Source organism: Psychrobacter sp. TAE2020 (assembly GCF_018919485.1).
In the GTDB taxonomy this organism is placed as follows: Bacteria; Pseudomonadota; Gammaproteobacteria; order Pseudomonadales; family Moraxellaceae; genus Psychrobacter.
On record NZ_JAHLMU010000001.1, the window covers coordinates 1,633,654 to 1,655,693 of the forward strand.

The following is a 22,040-nucleotide window of genomic DNA, read 5'->3' on the forward strand; positions in this document are numbered from 1 at the left end:
GTACTATTAGCTTGGAATTGCTTAGGTGAATTAAGCTTGACCTAATCCACCTTACACCTTAAATCAACACTTCATCTTGATAGACAAATCAGAATAGACCTTATTAATTTAATTAGTTTAGCTTAGTCGTAGGGTGTCGCTCCGCGCACCAGTATAATTAGCCCTTTATTTTGAATGATGAAAATTATTTATGTTCGGTATCACTGATCTTACTGCCTATATTATTGGCTCAATCATCATTATCTTGCTGCCGGGTCCCAACAGTTTATACTGCCTATCAGTGTCAGCCGCACACGGCGCTAGAAAAGGCTATCGCACGGTAGCTGGTATATTTTTGGGTGATAGTATCTTGATACTAGTGACCGTCTTAGGAATGGGCAGCCTGCTAAAGCTCTACCCTGTTCTTTTCACCGCTATCAAATTATTGGGCGGATTATACTTATCTTATTTGGGGATAAAACTGCTCATAAGTGGCTATCAAACCTTTCGTCATAAAGCTCAGATCGCTTACGCTAAACCAAAGCTAGTAACAGCGCCCATTAGCCAAAACTTCTTTTATCGTGCGCTATTACTTAGCTTGACCAATCCTAAAGCCATATTGTTTTTCTTATCGTTTTTTGTGCAGTTCGTTGAGCCGAATTACCCTCACCCCTTTTTATCTTTTTTAGTATTGGCCATTATTCTACAGCTCATTAGCTTTAGCTATTTGAGTGTCATGGTGTTTTCAGGTAAAAAACTCTCTCGAAAATTTAGCCAATCACCGACACTAATCATTATAAGTACTACTTTTACAGGCTTACTATTTATTGGCTTTGCCATGAACTTATGGTTAGCGCAGTTAAGTTAAATTATTTGCCTACAACAAACTCTCAGGCTTCGTTCTTAAATCGTAACCACAAAAAAACCGCCTAGCAAAAGCTAAGCGGTTTTCATTTTTTACAACGTTAAAACTTACTGATTCTTAGCATAAACCGGTTTTTTCGTGCAGATTGCTTCGACTTTTGCACGCACTTCGGCTAGTACTTTTTCATCACCGCGCGCATCTAGCACGTCACACATCCAGCCTGCCAATTCTATTACGTCTGCTTCATCGAAGCCACGAGTGGTCACAGCGCCCGTACCGATACGAATACCAGAAGTCACGAACGGAGATTTTGGATCGTTAGGTACGGCGTTTTTATTAACCGTAATGTGCGCATCACCCAGCCATTTATCCGCTTCTTTACCAGTCATTTCTTGCTTAACTAAGCTGATAAGCATTAGATGGTTTTCAGTACCGCCAGAGATGATTTCATAGCCACGCTCTTGAATGACTGCCGCCATAGCTTTGGCGTTTTTGATCACTTGCTGCTGATAAGTCTTAAAGTTATCTTCCAAAGCTTCTTTGAAGCAAATCGCTTTAGCAGCGATAACATGCATCAATGGGCCACCTTGGTTGCCTGGGAATACTGCTGAGTTGATTTTTTTAGCTAGCTTATCATCACGTGACATGATGATCCCTGAGCGTGGACCACGTAGAGTCTTATGGGTAGTACTAGTCACTACATCAGCGAAGGGTACTGGGTTAGGATAAGTACCCGTAGCGGCTAGACCAGCGATGTGTGCCATATCGACTAAGAAATAAGCGCCAACTTCGTCAGCAATATCACGAAAACGCTGCCAATCGACCACTTGTGAATACGCTGAAAAACCAGCAATAATCATTTTAGGCTTATGCTCACGCGCTAAGCGGTCAACTTGGTCATAATCGATAAGACCAGTTTCTTCAACTAAGCCATACTGCACAGCGTTATAGTTGATACCTGAGAAGTTGATGTGAGCGCCATGAGTCAAGTGACCACCAGCGTCAAGGCTCATCCCTAAAATAGTATCATTGGCAGCAAGAAGCGCTAAAAATACTGCTGAGTTGGCTTGGCTGCCTGAGTGTGGCTGTACGTTGACATATTCAGCACCGAACAACTCTTTTGCACGGTCAATAGCTAACTGCTCAACGATATCTACGTGCTCACAACCACCATAATAACGCTTGCCTGGATAGCCTTCTGCATATTTATTGGTAAGATCTGAACCTTGGGCTTCCATCACAGCTTGTGAGCAATAGTTCTCTGAAGCGATAAGCTCAATATGATTTTCTTGACGTACGCTTTCAGCTTCCATAGCAGCAGAAAGAGCTGGGTCATATTCTTTTATAGAGATATCTTTAAACATAGTTATGTCCTATATAGAGTATTTTTTATGAGAAATATTACTAGAGGGAAATATTAGACCAAAGGAGGCTTGCCGTACACAACAATACTGTTTATGCGCCGTTGCATATTGAATTTCGTTGTCGCACAAGTGTACCATGAAACCTTATTCTACCTACATAAAAAATCCTCAGCTTTGGCTGAGCAAAGTAACCAATAACCCCACAAATAATAGTGGCTAAACACTTCCTATAACTGCCCTAGAATTTCAGTAGCTTATAGCGAAAGCCGTATGCTCATCGGCAATAGCTTTGTCAAATCACTCCAAGCGGCCACTTGCTCTAGCAAGCGCTCGATAACTGGCTAATTAACCGCAAAACCCTTATCAGTTGCTAGCATTTAGGCTTATATAGCATTTAAGCTCTGACAAAACTCTGGTAAAAAAGTCTCACTGATTAGCACCTTGCGGCCATACCAATTGTAGCAAGTTTGCCGCTGCCAGCCCTGCTTAGTACTATCAATACTGCGCTGATTAGGCAAAGTGCGACTGCGCTTAAACAATACATATCCAATCGGCGTGCCTTTTAGTTGCTGTAGGCGTTTGGCTCGTCCTTGTAGACTCGACACTGGAAAAAGACTTTGTGCCCATACCCATGCCTGCTCGCTATCGCCATATAACTGCACCTCACGCACCCATGCCATCATAGGGCGGTTTAGCGCTGAACCTTGTAAACCCAATTGGCGCTTTTGTACTAACGACAAACGGCGATAGCCTTCAAACTGGCGTTGCACTCGTAGTGGCTGCCCTGCTTTGGCCTCTAGCATTGCCGTCAGCGATCCTTTAGCTTCGAGCCACGGTAACAGTTCTGCAGCTGGCTGGGTTATACAGGAAGAGGAGTTACTAAGCTGCGACATAATCAGATAAAGCCCTTAAGCATTACTATCGAATATGGGCATATTATCATTATTAAACGGCAAAGCTTCATGCGCCTGCTGTCTATACTGCGCCATACGTGAGCGATCTTCTTCACAGAAATTGGCTATTGCAGGGATAAATCGCCAGTCAAAAATACGATGCAGCGAGTGGGTTTTGGTCGGTATAAAGCCACGAATAAGCTTATGCTCGCCTTGAGTACCTGGATCAAAATAGTTTAAGCCTTGCTCAATGGCAAACTCGATACCTTGGTAATAGCACAGCTCAAAATGCAAACTATCGTACTCACCAAGCGCACCCCAATAGCGGCCGTATAAAGTCGTCGCTCTATTATCTGCTGAGCTATCATCACTGCTAAATACATCCGGTACATCATATAAGAATAAGCTACTAGCAATAATCTCACCAGTGTTATCGAGCGCTTGCGCCAACATAAGATGCTCAGGCATGCTAGCCGCTAGTTGCATAAAGAAGTCAGCGCTCAAATAAGGCTGCTGGCCACGTACCGCATAAGTCATCACGTAACAATGATAAAATACTTTCCAATCTTGGTCAGTGATCGCATCACCACATTTACGCACGCAAGTAATACCTTGTGCTGCCACTTTGCGCCGTTCAGCACGAATAGTTTTACGCTTTTTGGCGGTCAAGGTCATAATAAAGCCGTCAAAATCAGCAAAGGGCTGCTCGTTATCTAGCAAATTTTTATTTTGCCATAAAAACTGACAGCCTTGACGCTCTAAAACAGGAGTAGTAAAAGCATTGGAGTTTATCACCTCAGCATTTTCATCACTAGCATGACTATTATTATGACTATTGGCTAGCGCCTCAGCTATCTCACTGTCTGTCGAGGCGGCTAGCGCTGCCAGCTCAGGGGTCACAAACAAGCCATGCCAGCTCGATGCACCTACTTGCTGAGCGAGGTCATCAACCCCTGCCATAGCCGCTTCAATAATCTGAGTATTTAGGGTCTCGCCTTCTACTAGCCAAAAGCGCTGACCCGTAATAGGGGTATAAGGCGAACTAGTCACTAGACGCGGATAGTAATCGATACCATAACGGGCGTAAGCCTCAGCCCAAGCATAATCGAAAACGAACTCACCTTGATGATGGCCTTTAACGAACACCGGCATTACCGCTACTGGCTGCATCAGGCTTTCATCAATGATTGCTTTATCAGAATCTTGACTGTTTAATTGATTGTTGTTGGTATTATTTTTATTAGCATCGCTGTTATTGGCATCAGGGTTATCAGTGTCGCTGTTACTGTCATAATTATAATTATCAGCGCCATTCTCGCCCTTACTGTCTGCCGCTGTTGTCCCAGCACGATACACTAATACAAAAATAGGTAACCAGCCAGCTTGCTCACCAATAGCATTAGTAGCCTGCAAGGCTTGCCAAAATGCAAAAGACATAAATGGGGTGTCAGGAGTCTGCCACTTAGCCCTATCTTGCCAGCTCATATCACCGACGAGTGCATACTGTAAACTCATAATGCTCACCATTTATTTTGAAAGGTTTCTAGCGTAGCAAAATTTCAGCAAATTGCTGTCACGATTTGCAAAAATCATCTAGGTTTTTAGGCAAACTATAGGCAAGCTTAAGCTGGAAATTGATTTATTATACTCAATACCCTTTAGGAGAGTACTATGCTTATTTTTCTACGGAATCTATCTTTTGCGGTTACCAGAAGGCTAGTGCTATCACTGATCATTAGCTGTCTGACGCTTTTAAGTGCCTGCAACGGTCAAGAGATCAGTGGCGCGTCAACCTTAGGCAATAACAACGCTGCGCAAACCAATCCTGACAAGATTAAACGTAATAGCATGGATGATCAAACGCAGAGTAATAACCATTTAGACAGTAATGTGCTCATTGAAAGTACCGATGCTGTTGATCCTTAAACTGCTGCTGTCTACTGACTAAAAACAGCCAACTATTAAGTAGTTGGCGGTTAAGGATACAAGCTATATCAATGCTGCTTGCACGCAAATGATGTAATTTATGCTAATCACTGGTAGAATAATGCTTTTAATAGTCTAATATAATTCAGATACTGCGGATACGAGCGAGAATAGTATTCTAAGTTCAACATGCAAGGTTGACATCGCATTCAACACCCTAATTGATTTATAGCAGGCTAACTATAGTTAGTCTCTCTCTTTCAGACCGTACAGATTACATCATCAAAACGGCTTAGGTTAATGAACGTTTTCAGAGCGTTCACGCCCGTAAATTAAAGACCAGTCAACAAAAAAAGCTACGCAAACTTGAACGCCTTCCGCAAACTACCTGCAGTGTATTTGATCCAATTGCCCAGTCCATTATTTTATAGGGCTATGTACCACTATTAAATTGAATTTGAGCCTTATCAACCACAACCTAAAGGAATGTCATACTACAATGTCAAAAATCATTTATACAAAAACTGACGAAGCTCCAGCGCTCGCAACCTTATCATTCTTGCCTATCGTAAAGGCTTTTACTAACACCGCTGGCATTACTATTGAAACCGCTGATATCTCTCTAGCAGGTCGCATCATTGCTTTATTCTCAGAGTTTTTACCTGAAGAGCAACGCATTCCTAGCGCATTCGTAGCTTTGAGTGAATTGGTAAAACAACCTAGAGCAAACATCATCAAATTGCCTAACATCAGCGCTTCAATCCCGCAGCTTAAAGCGGCGATTAAAGAGTTGCAAGATAAAGGCTATGACCTACCTGATTATCCTGATCACCCAGAAACAGACGTAGAAAAAGACGCTCGTGAGCGTTATGACAAAATCAAAGGCAGTGCTATCAACCCGGTTTTGCGTGAAGGTAACTCTGATAGACGTGCACCCAAAGCAGTTAAAGCGTTTGCAAGAAGTCATCCACATTCAATGGGCGCATGGAGTGCCGATTCTCAGTCTCACGTTTCTACTATGAGCCATGGTGATTTTGCTGATACTGAACAATCAGTAACTCTTGATGAAGCCACTGATTACCGTATCGTTCATACTGCTGATGACGGCACCGTTACTGAGTTAAAGTCGCCAGCTCCCCTACTAAAAGGTGAACTAATCGACGCGTCTATCTTGAGCCATAAAGCTTTAGTTGAGTTTTTTGAAGAACAAGTAGAAGACGCTAAAAAATCTGGCATATTGTTCTCTTTGCATCTAAAAGCCACGATGATGAAAGTTTCTGATCCTATTATCTTTGGTGAAGCAGTAAAAGTTTATTTCAAAGAGCTATTTGCTAAGCATGGCGATACTTTTGCAGCGCTAGACGTTAACGTTAACAATGGCTTTAGCAATCTGCTAGCTAAGATACAAGAGCTACCAGAAGCAAAACGCAAAGAAATCGAAGCTGATATTCAGAGCATCTATGAAAGCAACCCAGATCTTGCCATGGTTAATTCAGACAAAGGCATCACTAACCTACACGTACCAAGCGATGTGATTGTCGATGCTTCAATGCCAGCGATGATTCGTAGTTCTGGTAAAATGTGGGGCGCTGATAATGAGCTGCATGATACTAAAGCCGTTATCCCAGATAGCAGCTACTCTTGCATCTATGATGAAACTATCAAATTCCACAAAGAATTCGGTGCGTTTGATCCCACTACTATGGGTTCAGTTCCTAACGTTGGCTTGATGGCGCAAAAAGCTGAAGAGTATGGCTCACATGATAAAACTTTCTTAATACCTTCTACCGGTAAAGTACAAGTTATCGATAGTGATGACAAAGTACTAACTGAGCATAAAGTAGAAGCCGAAGACATCTGGCGTATGAATCAAGTCAAAGATGCGCCGATTGAAGACTGGGTTAAATTAGCCGTGACTCGTGCTCGTGCTAGCAAGATACCAACTATCTTTTGGTTAGATAAAAAGCGTCCACATCACGCAGAATTGATCAAAAAAGTTGAACACTATCTAAAGGATTACGACACTAGCGACTTAGACATTCGTATCATGCCTGTACGTGAGGCTACTCGTTTCACTTTAGAGCGCCTAAAAGACGGTAAAGACACTATCTCAGTAACGGGTAACGTATTACGCGATTACCTAACCGATCTGTTCCCAATTTTAGAGTTAGGAACTAGTGCCAAAATGTTATCAATCGTGCCCCTTATGAATGGTGGTGGTCTGTTTGAAACGGGTGCTGGTGGTTCAGCTCCTAAGCACGTTGAGCAACTAGTAGAAGAAAACCATCTACGTTGGGATTCACTAGGTGAGTTCTTAGCCTTAGCGGTATCTCTAGAGCATCTAGCTACTCATGAAGATAATGCAAAAGCGCAGATATTAGCCGATACCTTAGATATGGCGACAGAAAAACTATTATTGAATAACAAATCACCATCACGCAAAACGGGTGAGTTGGATAACCGTGGTAGCCACTTCTATCTAGCTATGTACTGGGCACAAGAGCTGGCCGCGCAAAATGACGATGCTGAATTAAAAGAGAGGTTTGCACCTTTAGCGCAAAAACTGGCTGATAATGAAGACGCTATTTTCAAAGAGCTAAATGACATTCAAGGCAAAGCTATCAATATCGATGGTTATTATTTCTTCGATGAAAAACTAGCCACTGACGTGATGCGTCCAAGCAAAATATTAAATGAAACTATTGCTTCTTTGTAATTGCTTAATTGCAATCGCAGTTAAGTAATGAATAAGCTACAGGCACACTAAGCTGGATTAGGTTTTTTTATAACCGAAAACGGTGCAGAAAAAACCAAACTCGCCTTAGGATAGTTAAAGCTTTTATCTTAACAACACCTCAATAGTCTAAGACTATTGAGGTGTTTTTTATTGTCAAAATCAACAGCTTCAATTGACAATTATTGAGGTCTGTCCTACTGTATGAACTTGCTTTATAGATATCTTTGATTCGGTAATAATAATAAACTGTCTTACCATTGTTATATACTAATGGCACTGATACTAGTATTACTCTTAGCTATTCATAAGTAGGGGATTAGCTCACTAACTGACTAATTAATCGGCTAATAGACTAAACCACTTATATTATCTTTAATGGGCGTGTTGTCTAAAATAGCGTTGCAAGCAACTGGCAACTCTGCACAGGGTTTGCTTTATTTTGAGCTATTAGACACGCTCTATCGTTAACGACAACCTAAAGGAATGACCTACAACAATGTCAAAAATTATTTATACAAAAACCGACGAAGCCCCAGCGCTGGCAACCCTATCATTTTTACCTATAGTAAAGGCTTTTACTCATACAGCAGGGATTGCTGTTGAGACTACTGATATCTCAGTTGCCGCGCGCGTGCTGGCTGAATTTCCAGAATACTTAACTGAACAACAGCGTGTCCCTGACAATCTAGCTGAACTTGGTCGCTTAACCCAAGATCCTAATACTAATATTATCAAACTGCCCAATATCAGTGCTTCTGTTCAGCAGCTCAAAGCTTGTATAAAAGAGTTGCAGAGCAAAGGTTACGCTATACCCAATTTCCCAGATGATCCAAAAACAGAGGAAGAACAACAGCTGCGTCAGCGTTATGGCAAAAGCCTAGGCAGCTCAGTGAACCCTGTACTGCGTGAAGGTAACTCAGACCGCCGCGCGCCGAAAGCAGTTAAAAACTATGCTCGTAAGCATCCGCATTCAATGGGTGAATGGAAGCAATGGTCACAAACTCATGTATCGCACATGCACAGCGGCGACTTCTATGCAGGTGAGCAATCTATCACATTAGATAAAGCCCGTACCGTGCGCATGGAACGCTTAGCCGACGATGGTACGGTTAATGTCTTCAAAACAGGCATCTCTTTGCTTGATAAAGAAGTCATCGACCTTATGTTCATGAGCAAAAAGGCACTGCTTGAATTTTATGAGCGTGAAATGGAAGACTGCCGTGAAGCAGGTATTTTATTCTCATTGCACGTAAAAGCCACGATGATGAAAGTATCGCATCCTATCGTCTTTGGTCATGCGGTTAAAACTTATTATAAAGATGCCTTTAACAAACATGGTGCTTTCTTTGATGAGTTAGGCATCAATGTTAATAACGGCATGGCAGATCTATACGACAAAATCTCAAAACTACCCGCATCAACACGTGAAGAGATTGAACGTGATTTACATGCATGCCAAGTACATCGCCCACGTCTGGCGATGGTTGATTCTTCAAAGGGAATCACTAACTTCCATTCACCAAGTGACATAATCGTAGATGCTTCTATGCCTGCTATGATTCGTAACGGCGGTAAAATGTGGGGTGCTGATGGCAAGCCCTATGATTGCAAAGCGGTTATGCCTGAGTCTACCTTCGCTCGTATTTATCAAGAAATGATCAATTTCTGTAAATGGCATGGTAACTTTGATCCAACCACTATGGGTACAGTGCCTAACGTCGGTCTAATGGCACAAAAAGCAGAAGAATACGGCTCACACGACAAGACTTTTGAAGCAAGCGATGATGGTATTGCGCGTATTGTTGACGAAGAAACCAATGAAATTTTGCTTGAGCAGCGTGTTGAGAAAGGCGATATCTGGCGCATGTGTCAGGTCAAAGATGAGCCTATCCAAGATTGGGTCAAGCTTGCCGTACGTCGCGCGCGCGAATCTAATACACCAGTCATCTTTTGGTTAGATCCGTATCGTCCACACGAAAACGAGCTGATCAAAAAGGTCAACATGTATCTAAAAGATCACGATACTAAAGGCCTGCACATCGAAATCATGTCACAAGTTCGGGCTATGCGTTATACGCTAGAGCGCGTTGCCCGTGGTCTTGATACTATCTCTGCTACTGGTAATATCTTACGTGATTACCTCACTGACTTATTCCCAATTCTAGAGTTAGGCACTAGTGCAAAAATGCTGTCAGTAGTACCACTAATGAAAGGCGGCGGTTTGTTTGAAACGGGCGCGGGTGGTTCAGCACCTAAGCATGTCCAACAATTGGTCGAAGAAAACCATTTACGTTGGGACTCACTAGGAGAGTTCTTGGCCTTGACGGTATCTTTGGAGCACTTAGCAGAAAACGATAACAATGCTAAAGCTAAGATATTAGCCAATACCCTCGATAAGGCCACAGAAGAGCTGTTATTAAATGACAAATCACCTTCACGCAAAACGGGTGAGTTAGATAACCGTGGTAGTCACTTCTATTTGGCTATGTACTGGGCACAAGAGCTTGCGGCACAACATAAAGACAGTGAGCTTGCAGCACAGTTTGCCCCATTAGCTCAAAAACTCGCTGATAATGAAGCGGCGATTATTAAAGAGCTAAATGAAGCTCAAGGCAAACCAGTAGATATCCATGGCTACTACCTTGCTGATGAAAAACTAGCCGAGCAAGTAATGCGTCCTAGTAAGTTATTTAACGACGCTTTGGCATCTTTATAACTTCTATGGGCTTATTGTGCTTAGATAATTGCGCTTAGGCGGCTTTATTGCTTGACGCTATTTAGGCTTATAAGTAAAACACCTCAATGGTCTAAGACTATTGGGGTGTTTTTTGCTGTAAAGATTGCTAACATGGCGTTCACTTGTCTAATTTTTATTTAATTTTGCTTCTTTTATTTAGGAACTTCTGTCTTATGTCGACCTCTAGCATCGTGTTGTTCAATAAACCTTATGGGGTACAGAGCCAGTTTCGTGATGATAGTAATAATGATCATACGACTTTATCTGAGTACTTTAACGATAAATCACTGCGCATAGCCGGTAGACTCGATGCCACCTCAGAGGGTTTATTGATACTGACTGATGATGGGCGGGTGAATAAAGCCATTACCCAGCCGCCAAAAACCAATAAATTTGATCGCTCTACTGCCAAACAAGGTAAGACTTATCTAGTACAAGTTGAAGGACTAGCGACACCATTGCAGCTGCTAGCATTAACAAAAGGGGTGTTATTAAAAGACGGGAAGACCTTACCTGCCAAAGCCGTGCTAGTTAATGAGACTGAGTTACCAATCAAGCTTTGGCAACGTGACCCCCCTATTCGAGAACGCAAAAGCATCCCCACTTCATGGGTGATGCTAACCATTTATGAAGGTAAAAATCGCCAAGTTCGACGTATGACCGCCCAAGTTGGACTGCCTTGTCTACGTCTAATTCGCTGGTCAGTAGCAGGTTTTGAGCTAGGAGACCTTGCGGTAGGTGAACAGTTACATATTGAGCTCAACACTGAGCATTATAAGCAATTAGCTATTAGCTATTAGCTATTAGCTATTAGCTATTAACGATTAACCGCTATAAGCTCTAGTTATGACAGCAGTCACTGAAATAGGGCCTAAATGAGATAAAAAGCGTCTATTGCGCTGTTATAACCGCTGACCTCAGTATTATTAATACATTGGCAACTTCGCGTCTCGAACCAGTAAGGTTGATCTGTTAGTATTTATTATATTAATTATATAGTTTTTTATAGTGTAGCTCTATGCTCTACCGATCTATTATAACGCCAGTTTAAGTTAAGGACCTTTCATGATTAGTCATTATCGTCTTGCTCTCGTTGCTATTGGTACTTGTACAGCACTTGTAGTCAGCGCTTGTCAACCAACCGCTAACTCAGTAGAAAGTACTGAGACTACGGCAGCTGAACCAGTCAGGCCGTCGATCCCTACAGTGGAAGCGACAACAGATACTGAGATTGAGGCTGATACTAAAAATTATACTGATAACAATATATCAGCGAGTGATATGGTAGCGGATCAAGCACCGATGACTGATATGCGTAAGGACTACACTAAGTCGCTAACTAGAATGTATGATGAGATGAAGATTGGTATGGGTTATAACGATCCAGACACTACCTTTGCTAAAGCTATGCTCGGCCACCATCGTGGTGCACTCGACTTAGTCACTATCGAATTAAAGTATGGTGATGATGCTAGCATGCAAGAGCTTGCTCAACGAATTGGCGATGAGCAGCAAGCTGAGATGGCCATTATTAACAAATGGCTGGCCAGCCATCTAGATGCGGCTAAGCCTAAGCTTGAAACTGCATTTGTACAGCAGGATTATAGGGATAGCACGCAGCCGATGTATGACCAGATGATGTTAGCTAGCACAGACCCAATAGCTGATCTAGCATTTGCTCGCAGTATGCTTGCGCATTATGTTGGCGCCGCTGATATGGCTATGATTGAGCTTAAGTATGGTACAAATGAAGATATGCTGGCATTGGCTAGATCTATCATTGACGAGCAGCAGCCTAATAAAAAAATGCTGCAACAATGGATTGCTATGCATCCAAGCATTGAAACAGTATCTAATGATGACTTAAATAGCGTCGAAAGCACAGCAGTTGCAGATACCATTAAAAAGACTGAGCCAGCTACTAAGAATAAGCCCGCCGCTTAAGTTGCTTGGCCACTCCCTACTTTATTAGCACTCATCTTAGCAATACGCACTACGCTTATTTAGTTATTAACTTAGAGTTAGAATATGATGTTTAACTCTAAGTTTTTTATTTATAAAATATTATTTTAACTTTTTGCTGTTGATAGGACTTCCAGCCAATTTTGCCAAGCAGGGGCTTGCTTAGGATCAACAGTATCTCTAGTGCTATTAATGTCATTATTGAAACGCAAATTTACTTTATGTATAGAGGGTGCGGCCAATACCTGTTGCAAGCTGTCCTGCTTATCCCGTTGTACAGCGGGTAATACCGTGACGACTAGCAGCTCATCGCGGCGGAATAGATGACAGCGAATTGCATGGTTATTATTGGCCACTGCTAAAGCGACTAGCTGCTTATTATCGGCTTTTATACCATCGAGGGCGATAATCACATCATTAGCAGAGATACCTGCCAGCGCAGCTGCGCTGCTACGTTGTACTCGATTAACTTTTAACCCAGCAGCAGTCTCCGTACAGCTCATACCCCAAGGCATTTTTTTATCGGCACTATCTTTAGGGTCCACTTGAATTTTGATCCCATTCGCGCTTAGCAGGCGTTCGATAGGTAGCTCTTCTACCCCATTGATATAACGGCCTTCAAAGTCCTCCCAGTCAGCTTGTGGCATAAATTGACTGATAACCTGCCCCATGTCAGCGCTACTAATACCAATGCGTTTGCTGCCCTGTTGCTTAGCTTGTCCATAAAAGGCTTTTACCACATCGAATAGGCGATACTGACCAGCGCTTTTCTCTAGTAAGGTCAAGTCTAGGCATAAGGCTACTAATGCGCCTTTATTATAGTAACTAATACCAGCATTAGCAGTGTTCTCATCGCTACGATAGAGCTTGATCCAAGCATCAAAGCTCGACTCTGCTACGCTTTGTTGGGCCCGTCCAGGGGTTTGATAGTAACGACTGATCTGCTCAGATAACAACGTAAGATAGCTGGATTTATCTATAACAGCCGATGCTTGTAGCATAAAGTCATCAATATAAGAAGTAAAGCCTTCGAACACCCAAAGTAACGGGGTAAATACTTCACGGCGCAGATCAACATCGATCATCACGTCTGGACTTACTGTCTTCACCCACCAAGAATGAAAATACTCATGGCTACACAAGCCTAAAAAGCGCTGATAATCAGAACTCGGCATTGCAGGCTCATTGCTGCTAGGCAGATCACGGCGCGGGGTAATTAGGCTAGTGGAATTGATATGCTCTAGACCACCATAATCTTGACCACTGGCATAAGTCATAAAAGTATAGTCATTAAAAGGCGCATCCCCTAGCCAATTAAGATAGCTTTGGCATATTTGGGTAATATCTTGCTGTAATCGGCCCATATTGGCGCTATGCTTACCTGAGAGATAGAAGCGATGGCTTAAAGCCTGATTATTATCATCTTGAATAATAAAATCAAAGAACTGTTGGCTAGCAATCTCAAACGGATGATCAATCAGCTGATGATAGCTATCTGCTTGTAAACCATAACCTTGTTGATTGGGACCTTGTTGATTAAGGCTTTGCAAATAGCTAGCATCAAGTCCACAAGCCAACTCAACGTCAGCCTCATTTTTATCAGCTAAAAAGGCAGCTGGCACTAATAAGTTGACTTGTACTGGCGACTGCTCTTGTCCCTCAACAGCTAACGCTAAGGAGGTAAAATTGCCATATAGACGCTGCTGATCGACATAAGCTGTACGTACAGATAAGTCATAACAATAGACTTCATAATATACGCTCAACCTTTGCCCTGCTTTTACGGCTGGTAGCTGCCAAGTATTTTTGTCTATTTTTTGACCACGATATAATTCAGGCGCATTACTAATATTAGCCTTAATCTCATTACCAGTATCAGTATCAGTATCAGTATCAATATTTAACACCTCATAGTGAACGGCAGTGATATGACGGGCAAACTCACGTATCAGGTAACTGCCTGGAATCCACGCTGGCAACCATAGTTGCGGAGCATCGACAATCGCAGCGAAGTTTAAGGTGACATCGACTAAATGCTCATTAAAGCGCTCAAAATTGATACAGTAGTTGATAGCAGTCGTATTATCACTGTTTACTATAGCTATATTTGCTTGATCATTAGGGTTTTTGGATATAGTAGTCATAGTCTATACTTATAGTAATATTTACCTTTATGGTAGAAGTCATTAGCAAAAAACGCAACGGCTAAACCGTTAGTAATGACTATTCTGGCTAACAATTAGCTTAAAATATCTGATATATTATATAATTAGTTTTTTTTATTGTTTTTACCTTGAAAGTTATTAACACCATCTCAATTAAAGAGGCTAACTGTCACAGTTACTCTAATAAACTGCTTATAATCGACTAATATTTTGGCTTTATAGCGTAAAGATTGGCTTTTTCAGGTTTATTGCAACCGAATTTAATTTTTATAATATATTTAGGATAATTTATGACTACTATCACAAAAGATACTGCTGTCAAATTTAACTATACTTTAAAAGATGACGAAGGCAACGTGCTTGACCAGTCTCCAGAAGGTCAACCTTTAGCTTATTTGCACGGCCATAGCAACATCATTCCAGGCCTTGAGCAACAACTCGAAGGTAAGTCTGCTGGCGAAACAGTCAATGCAGTCGTTGAGCCTGTTGATGGCTACGGCGAATATCAAGAACTAGCGGTACAAAAAGTACCTCGCGATAATTTCCAAGGCGTAGAAGACATTCAGCCTGGTATGCAGTTCCAGTCAGAAGCTGGCGGTCAAGTAATGCTAGTTACTGTTACTGACGTTAATGACAAAGAAGTTACTGTAGATGCTAACCATCCACTAGCTGGTAAGCGTTTGACTTTTGATGTTGAAATCCAAGAAGTACGTGCAGCTACTGAAGACGAACTAAACCATGGCCATACTCATGGTGCTGGCGGCGTTGAGCACTGATCTTAATTGATTCATTAGCAAAATATTTAGCCAACAATTCTTTTAAAGATTTATCTATATATCTGAACAGATTGATAGTCTAAATCTAAAAAAGCCAGTAACTATCGTTACTGGCTTTTTTGTGGCTGATCATCACTATTTAATAGCAGTTATTTGCCATGTTAATATTGATTGGATGCCAGTAACGACTATAGCAACAAGCTATAGCCGTACTTAACAAGCTATCTCAAAACTATAACCCACTAGTCAGCGACATTGTTACATTACAAAAGTTATTCAACGACCAGACGCAACAAAACCGCATGACGATAATCGCCATACGGTCTCTATTACTCACTTAACTGTCAGTTTACAACAGTTATCTAACTATTTTTACTAGCGTTAGTTAGTACCTAATCCCGAAGTACCAACTAACCAACAGTCATTCAGTCTTATCATCCATAACCAGCAATCCATCCCTAGATCAATTTATACGCTGTGAGAAAATACCAATCCCTAGTATCCTAAAACAGTATCGATAAACAATATCATTAAATTGTGCTGTGAGTCCATAATCGCAGATTAGCTCAAAGTCAGTAAGTCGCTAAAACGTCATTACACGTAAGCATATGCTTACATCGACCTAACGTCAATTTTAGCGACTATTTCAGTGGCAAATTTAATGACTAGTTTACCTTTATAGTTTTTGCTCAGGACTAGCTAGTACTGATGATTCAGCATTCAGCATTAAGTAAGCTGCTTCATTAACAAACACTTCACTTTCTGGTAGCTTTGGACGTTCACTCTCTTTCAATTGACTGAGTTCTTCGAACTTAGCATCCATAGCAGCTTGATAAGTATTCCAGTTAGAGTATTGCTTTTCACCAGTAGCCTCTAAACGCTTATTTTCAGCGGCTAAAGTACGGTTTTCAATCAGCTGCATTTTGGCACGGCGCTTATTAATATCCAAATCTATAGGTTTTTTCTCATCATCCATATTACGAATATCGTTGAGTGTTGACAGATAGACAAACTGCGGATCTTGCTGCTGACGAATCTTTGACTGCTGATTAAGCGTGGCTAAAGTACTGTTACTGAACTTAGCTTCAGGCTTATAAGGCGCTGTTTTTATAGTATCCCAAGGTAAAGCTTTTTTCTGAGCACGCTCACCAAAAGTCGCGTCATCATAAATATTTACTAGTTTGATATCAGGTACTACGCCTTTGTTCTGCGTACTACCACCAGTGATGCGATAGAATTTACGCTGAGTCAAAGTCGCGGAACCCAATGCCAAAGTATCTAGTTGAATTTGTGCTGAACCTTTACCAGTAGTCGTGCTACCTACTACCAATCCACGACCATAGTCTTGGATGGCAGCAGCAAAAATCTCACTAGCAGAAGCTGAGGCTAAGTTGGTTATCACTACCATCTTGCCATCATACAGCTGCTTGCCACCATCATCGTCACGATAGACTTGGATATTACCTCGGTTATCACGAATCTGTACTAGCGGCCCGCTCTTGACGAATAGCCCTAACATTTTAGCCACTTCATCTAATGAGCCGCCTGGATTATTACGTAGATCAACGACTAACCCATCTATATTTTGTTTATTAAGCTCTTTCAAGGCTTTTTCGGTATCGACGCTGACACTACGATAGTCCTCCCCATTACGACGCGCACGATAGTTCAGATAAAAGCTAGGTATCTCTATCACCCCTATGCGTTTAGGGGTAGCGTCAATATTAGGGCGCTGAACTTCTACTACTCGATGAGTGACACCGGACTCTTCTTGCTGAATAATGTCACGTACTACAGATATAGTGCGTGTAGCGGCTTCAGGAGTATTAGGCTGACGTACTTTCAATGTCACTGAAGTACCACGCTTACCACGAATGAGGCCGACGATCTCACGCGTTGACCAACCCACTACGTCAGTCATAGTTTTGCCATCTGTAGCAATACCGATGATCAAGTCATTAGGCTTGATTTGACCCGTTTTAGCCGCTGGTCCCCCATCGACTAAAGTCACAATACGAGTATAGTCTGGATTTTTGCGATCCGGTCGGATAGAAACCCCGATACCTTCTAACTGTAAGCTGGATTGGATTTGCAACTCATTAGCTTGAATAGGGGCATAGTAGTTGCTGTGCGGGTCATAAGTAAGCATGGCCGTATTGAGGACTGTTTCCATGATCTCGTCATCGTTAAGACGCTTCATTTGTCCTTGCTGACGCGAGAAACGGTTCATTAAGATCTCACTCGGCGTACGCTGATCATCACGTACTAGATCCTGTCCACGAGTAATATCAGGATTACTCAAGAATACTTTTTCTTTGGCTTTTTCATCCTCTTGACCTAAAGTAATGCTCATAAGCTGGAACTTTAACTGCTGCGCCCAGTAATCGCGTTGGGCCTTTTTGGTAGTGAAATGGGGTAGCTTTTCCCGATCCAGTACTACAGTCTCGTTGCCCGTTAGATTTATTTTAGTCTTGAGCATCTTTGTCGCCATCTCGAAGTACTCATTCGAGCGTTTTCTATAGCGCTCAAACACTTCGACACCGGCGGATAGATCCCCACGTTTGAGACGACTGCCGAACTCGCTGCCATACTTTTTAGTGAACTCATCAACGTCAGACTGCAAAAACAAAGTATGATTAGGATCTAAGCTGTCAATGTACATCGCCAAAATTTCACTACCCATCTTCGTATCAAGTGGCTGATTTAAATAATGGCTTCTATCAAGTAAGGCCGCAACTTGGCGAGTAGTGAGCTTTTGCTCTGGGGTTCCTACAAAGCCTTCTGTATTGGTGTCTGCTAGTGCCGTGCCATAGCTTTGGCTCAAGATCACACCAGCGATACCAACTGAAGCGGCGCTTAGTAACCACTGTGCGGGTTGTTTTTTCATCATATCTACCTAGTTGTTTTGAATAGTGGTATTAAGTTAGAAACTAATTATTATTGGCGCTATTGAATATCGTTGTTAATTAACAAGCTAATAGTCTAAAGATCGATCAATTATAAGTAGTACAAAGCTAGATAACAAATTATTTAACTAGCATTGAAAAACCACTTAAACTGAGTCAAAAATCCAGTTTAAAAATCGATAGTAGCATGTGCATTAGTGACAAATTGTCTCAAACTGTATAAACAATCTTACACTCTGTAGTTAGCTATACCAAACTTTCTTTTACGTTTATCCTCGGACTGCTGCTAATGTAGCACTCTGCCTAAACATAGCTGGATAAGCCGAAATCAACCGTTATTTTAACTGGCTACTTATCAAGACTGTTTATCAAAGCTATTAGTCCATACCAGCAATAGGATAATATTAGCTAGTTAGACTTTAGCGCAGTTAGCCTTATAATAGAGACTATAGCTAATCAGCAAGCGATAATAGTAAACGCTGTAAACTATAACTAACCATAAATTTTTGGCTTAACTATAGCACTTTGGAGAATGGATCATGTACGGCATATTGATGATCGATATTGATAGCACAGTACTTACGGTTGAGGATATTAGCTTAATCAAGCAAGCCCAAGTTGGTGGCGTTATTTTGTTTGGTCGCAACGTAAAGGAGCCTTTGCAGGTACGCCATTTATGTGACGATATTCGCTATTACAATCCTGATATATTAATAGGAGTCGATCAAGAAGGAGGTCGTGTAGCACGCTTACGTGAAGGCTTTACTAAGCTGCCTGCTATGGGACAGCTGGGTAAGTTATTTGATCAAGATCCGAGCCGCGCTTTAAGCTTAGCTTATGATTGTGGTTATTTAATGGCTGCTGAAGTATTGGCAGTAGGTATCGATATCAGCTTTGCCCCCGTGCTAGACAGAGATGGTATCAGTCAAGTGATTGGCGATCGCAGTTTTCATCAAGATCCGCAGATAATTGTGGCTCTAGGTACTCAGCTGATGCAGGGTATGAAAGCCGCTGGTATGGCAACTACTGGCAAGCATTTTCCTGGCCATGGCGCCATTGCGCCAGATTCGCATGTTGCAGAAGCTATTGATGAGCGTAGCTTTGATGAGATCATGGCGACTGATATTCAACCCTTTATGCAGACCCTTCCTTGGCTTGATGCGATTATGCCAGCCCATGTTGTTTTCTCGCAGATCGACGCTAAGTCTGCTGGGTTCTCTAAAGTTTGGTTACAAGATATTCTACGCCAGCAGCTACAGTTCGATGGTGTGATTTTCTCCGATGACTTGTCAATGCAAGGCGCTCAGGCCGCAGGTGATGTCAGTGCACGAGTACGAGCAGCAATTGAAGCTGGCTGTGATATCGCCCTAGTCTGTAATGATAGAGTAGCGGCTCATGAAGCAGCTGAAGCAGCACAAGAGCTGCCTTATCCTAATCAAAATCGAATTAAAACCATGCGCGGTAAGATTCCGCAATGGCTAGGCAGTCTTGAAGAAACTTGTCAGCAGTTTCAACACTGGCAACAAGCAAAACTTGCGGTCTCAACGGCTTTTTTTGCTCCGTCAATGGCTGAGCAGTTATCAGATAAAGTCAGCGACTTACTAGATCCTACTAACTATAAATAGTAGCTAGCTATAGCATGCAACATCGATGGCGGGTTGCAAGGTCATTGATAAAATCAAACAAAAAAACCGCGTCCATTAAAGACGCGGTTTTTGTTTTATGGTTACTGCTCTTTAAGAAACTTTAATCACTTACTAGTTAAAATTAAACAGGGTTATATTTTAACCTTATGGTTTCTTTGGATCTACAGCAGTACCTTGAGTTGGGTCATCACTATCTGGTAGCAAATCATCATTGTTGCTATCAAGTGGATTCAAATCAGGATCTGGCATAGTAGCCGTACCTTTAGTAGCAGTATTGGTACTAGTACCAGCAGTTACTTCTTCTTCTTTACCCATTGCTGACTCATCATATACTGTAAATTCAATGCGGCGGTTACGGAAACGACCTTGGTCCGTTGAGTTATCAGCGATAGGGTTAGATTCACCTGCGCCTTTAGTAGATAGCTTACTAGCATCGACACCTTTAGAGACTAAGTAATCTTTTACAGCTTCTGCACGTTGACGTGACAAATCTAAATTATAAGCATCTGAAGCTAAGCTATCAGTATTACCAACAATAGTTAATGCCATATCAGGTACTGATTTAATAAGGGCAGCAGCGCGATCAAGGAAAGGCTTGTTGGCTTCTGGAATAAGCGCTTCATCAAGTTCAAAGTTGATAACTTGTAAGCTTAAGGCACGAGCAACATCACGTGGATCTGGGTTTTCACCAAGTTTGCCCATAGCGGCATCAGCAGCTGCTAAGCTACCATCAATTTCGCCTTGTAGATCCAATGGACCTTCTGCTTCCACCGTCATAGCAGGAGCAACAGCTTGTAAGTCACTAACTAGTTTAGCTAGCACGGTCTCATCAGATGAGTTTACTAAGATTTTATCACCTTTAATAATCATGCTGGCGTTAGGAACATCTTTAATAACTGCTAAGATAGCAGCAAGCTGTGGGGCGGCTGGCATATCTATGGCGAAGTCATTATCGACATCAGCACGACACTTATCAGCTTCTGTACCGAAAGCATCGCTCATCGCACTCATTACAGTACCTTGTAGCGCATCATCACCAACAGTCATACTACAAGCATATAAAGTGCTGTTCGTTTCGCCAGTGGCGATACGTAATGCAGCAGGCTCTACATCGGCAGCAACGGCAACTTGACCATTATCTGCTACTTGCTCTTCAGTGACTACAGGCGTTCCTACAGGCTCTGGGTTTTCTTGGCAACCACGTAATAAGGCCCAAGCCAAAGCAGCCAAAATAATCAGACCTATGATAGGCAATAATGCTTTCATAAAGCTGCCTGACTTTTCTTCTTCTTCACGTACTAATGGCGCCATACTGGTAGTGTCAGAAATACGTTTGCCAGCAGGAGTCGCAACCAGCATTCCAGCAGGAATAACAGCACTAGCCCAAGCAGGAATGTGATGCTGATAGCTGGATAAATTGTCATTTAAGAACTGCGGTACTGGCGTAGTACCTGCTAAGCTTTTGATCTCGTGATAAGCCAAAGGAGCTGCCATAGCGATTAAACCACGTGAAGCGGTAGCGTCTACATTGTGCGCAGCTGATAACTCGCTTGATATCTGATCACGATGACTACCCTCTGTCCATACGCGATCATAAAACCCTTGATCATCACGAGCGATATTTTCATTGGCAAAGCGGTCATAAGTGTCTGTATCCGCTAAACGCGCGGCAAAAACAGCATAGAACTGTTCAAGCAAATTCTTTTTGGCAGAGTTATCATCACCTCCTAGTACTGCGGGAGTGACTGTGCGTGTTAAATGACTAATAATATCCATAATATATTTCCTCAAGTTACAATGGTTTGCCAACAAGCTTTAAAATCATTGGCACTTTTCTTAAAACAGTAAAACTATGACATTGCTGCCTAGCAAAATTATTTATTGACTACTATTATATCTTATCACTATACCTAAAATATTTATCCATAACGTAATTTATTTGATAAAAAAAATAATGACTTAAGCCCAATATTATCTTTTAAATTTCAATAAATACTATGATCATAATAATTGGTAGCGTTACTTATTTTATAAGAAGATCTGTAAAACTCAATCAACAACTACTCCTAACAATCAAACTAGTT

14 protein-coding genes are annotated in these 22,040 nt (G+C 41.8%); 8 read left to right on the plus strand and 6 right to left on the minus strand.

Annotated features, from left to right (window positions below; all coding sequences use genetic code 11):
• The first annotated feature begins 190 nt into the window (after nucleotides 1-190).
• Complete coding sequence (gene leuE / locus KPY62_RS06635) at nucleotides 191-847, plus strand: leucine efflux protein LeuE (RefSeq protein ID WP_216581315.1); 657 nt, start codon at nucleotides 191-193, stop codon at nucleotides 845-847.
• A gap of 104 nt (nucleotides 848-951) precedes the next feature.
• Here leuE and glyA read toward each other — a convergent pair whose 3' ends face one another.
• From glyA to KPY62_RS06650, 3 genes are all read right to left on the minus strand, one after another.
• Complete coding sequence (gene glyA, locus KPY62_RS06640; RefSeq protein ID WP_216581316.1) at nucleotides 952-2,208, minus strand: serine hydroxymethyltransferase; 1,257 nt, start codon at nucleotides 2,206-2,208, stop codon at nucleotides 952-954.
• A 383-nt stretch (nucleotides 2,209-2,591) separates the two neighbouring features.
• Nucleotides 2,592-3,101 carry a chorismate--pyruvate lyase family protein gene (locus tag KPY62_RS06645; protein WP_216581317.1) on the minus strand — a complete coding sequence of 170 codons (510 nt, stop codon included), beginning with the start codon at nucleotides 3,099-3,101 and terminating at the stop codon, nucleotides 2,592-2,594.
• A gap of 15 nt (nucleotides 3,102-3,116) precedes the next feature.
• Nucleotides 3,117-4,616, minus strand: coding sequence for a GNAT family N-acetyltransferase (locus tag KPY62_RS06650; RefSeq protein ID WP_216581318.1), 1,500 nt, complete (start codon nucleotides 4,614-4,616; stop codon nucleotides 3,117-3,119).
• Nucleotides 4,617-4,772: 156 nt separating this feature from the next.
• Between KPY62_RS06650 and KPY62_RS06655 the strand changes: the two genes are divergently transcribed.
• The 5 genes from KPY62_RS06655 to KPY62_RS06675 all read left to right on the plus strand — a co-directional run bounded on the left by KPY62_RS06655 (nucleotide 4,773) and on the right by KPY62_RS06675 (nucleotide 12,445).
• Nucleotides 4,773-5,027, plus strand: a complete 255-nt coding sequence (locus KPY62_RS06655) for a hypothetical protein (RefSeq protein WP_216581319.1) — start codon at nucleotides 4,773-4,775, stop codon at nucleotides 5,025-5,027.
• Between the two features lie 499 nt (nucleotides 5,028-5,526).
• Nucleotides 5,527-7,743: an NADP-dependent isocitrate dehydrogenase gene (locus KPY62_RS06660; protein ID WP_216581320.1), complete on the plus strand. Its 2,217-nt coding sequence runs from the start codon at nucleotides 5,527-5,529 to the stop codon at nucleotides 7,741-7,743.
• Between the two features lie 517 nt (nucleotides 7,744-8,260).
• Complete coding sequence (locus tag KPY62_RS06665) at nucleotides 8,261-10,480, plus strand: NADP-dependent isocitrate dehydrogenase (protein ID WP_216581321.1); 2,220 nt, start codon at nucleotides 8,261-8,263, stop codon at nucleotides 10,478-10,480.
• Between the two features lie 194 nt (nucleotides 10,481-10,674).
• Nucleotides 10,675-11,301: a pseudouridine synthase gene (locus KPY62_RS06670; RefSeq protein ID WP_216581322.1), complete on the plus strand. Its 627-nt coding sequence runs from the start codon at nucleotides 10,675-10,677 to the stop codon at nucleotides 11,299-11,301.
• Nucleotides 11,302-11,566: 265 nt separating this feature from the next.
• On the plus strand, nucleotides 11,567-12,445 hold the full coding sequence (locus KPY62_RS06675) for a DUF305 domain-containing protein (protein WP_216581323.1): 879 nt from the start codon (nucleotides 11,567-11,569) through the stop codon (nucleotides 12,443-12,445).
• A 125-nt stretch (nucleotides 12,446-12,570) separates the two neighbouring features.
• Here KPY62_RS06675 and KPY62_RS06680 read toward each other — a convergent pair whose 3' ends face one another.
• On the minus strand, nucleotides 12,571-14,607 hold the full coding sequence (locus KPY62_RS06680) for a M61 family metallopeptidase (protein ID WP_216581324.1): 2,037 nt from the start codon (nucleotides 14,605-14,607) through the stop codon (nucleotides 12,571-12,573).
• A 311-nt stretch (nucleotides 14,608-14,918) separates the two neighbouring features.
• Between KPY62_RS06680 and KPY62_RS06685 the strand changes: the two genes are divergently transcribed.
• Complete coding sequence (locus tag KPY62_RS06685) at nucleotides 14,919-15,404, plus strand: FKBP-type peptidyl-prolyl cis-trans isomerase (protein WP_216581325.1); 486 nt, start codon at nucleotides 14,919-14,921, stop codon at nucleotides 15,402-15,404.
• Between the two features lie 676 nt (nucleotides 15,405-16,080).
• On the opposite strand, the gene KPY62_RS06690 is transcribed toward KPY62_RS06685, so the two are convergent.
• A complete protein-coding gene (locus KPY62_RS06690; protein WP_216583195.1) occupies nucleotides 16,081-18,291 on the minus strand; it encodes a carboxy terminal-processing peptidase in 2,211 nt (736 codons plus the stop codon).
• A gap of 558 nt (nucleotides 18,292-18,849) precedes the next feature.
• Here KPY62_RS06690 and nagZ point away from each other — a divergent pair.
• Nucleotides 18,850-19,935, plus strand: coding sequence for a beta-N-acetylhexosaminidase (gene nagZ, locus KPY62_RS06695; protein ID WP_216581326.1), 1,086 nt, complete (start codon nucleotides 18,850-18,852; stop codon nucleotides 19,933-19,935).
• A gap of 165 nt (nucleotides 19,936-20,100) precedes the next feature.
• On the opposite strand, the gene KPY62_RS06700 is transcribed toward nagZ, so the two are convergent.
• Nucleotides 20,101-21,732, minus strand: coding sequence for an OmpA family protein (locus KPY62_RS06700; protein ID WP_216581327.1), 1,632 nt, complete (start codon nucleotides 21,730-21,732; stop codon nucleotides 20,101-20,103).
• Nucleotides 21,733-22,040: the final 308 nt, after the last annotated feature.

Coding starts and splice junctions, on each gene's coding strand:
- leuE (WP_216581315.1), top strand. CDS start 191: ATGTTCGGTATCACTGATCTTACTGCCTATATTATTGGCTCAATCATC.
- glyA (WP_216581316.1), bottom strand. CDS start 2,208: ATGTTTAAAGATATCTCTATAAAAGAATATGACCCAGCTCTTTCTGCT.
- KPY62_RS06645 (WP_216581317.1), bottom strand. CDS start 3,101: ATGTCGCAGCTTAGTAACTCCTCTTCCTGTATAACCCAGCCAGCTGCA.
- KPY62_RS06650 (WP_216581318.1), bottom strand. CDS start 4,616: ATGAGTTTACAGTATGCACTCGTCGGTGATATGAGCTGGCAAGATAGG.
- KPY62_RS06655 (WP_216581319.1), top strand. CDS start 4,773: ATGCTTATTTTTCTACGGAATCTATCTTTTGCGGTTACCAGAAGGCTA.
- KPY62_RS06660 (WP_216581320.1), top strand. CDS start 5,527: ATGTCAAAAATCATTTATACAAAAACTGACGAAGCTCCAGCGCTCGCA.
- KPY62_RS06665 (WP_216581321.1), top strand. CDS start 8,261: ATGTCAAAAATTATTTATACAAAAACCGACGAAGCCCCAGCGCTGGCA.
- KPY62_RS06670 (WP_216581322.1), top strand. CDS start 10,675: ATGTCGACCTCTAGCATCGTGTTGTTCAATAAACCTTATGGGGTACAG.
- KPY62_RS06675 (WP_216581323.1), top strand. CDS start 11,567: ATGATTAGTCATTATCGTCTTGCTCTCGTTGCTATTGGTACTTGTACA.
- KPY62_RS06680 (WP_216581324.1), bottom strand. CDS start 14,607: ATGACTACTATATCCAAAAACCCTAATGATCAAGCAAATATAGCTATA.
- KPY62_RS06685 (WP_216581325.1), top strand. CDS start 14,919: ATGACTACTATCACAAAAGATACTGCTGTCAAATTTAACTATACTTTA.
- KPY62_RS06690 (WP_216583195.1), bottom strand. CDS start 18,291: ATGAAAAAACAACCCGCACAGTGGTTACTAAGCGCCGCTTCAGTTGGT.
- nagZ (WP_216581326.1), top strand. CDS start 18,850: ATGTACGGCATATTGATGATCGATATTGATAGCACAGTACTTACGGTT.
- KPY62_RS06700 (WP_216581327.1), bottom strand. CDS start 21,732: ATGGATATTATTAGTCATTTAACACGCACAGTCACTCCCGCAGTACTA.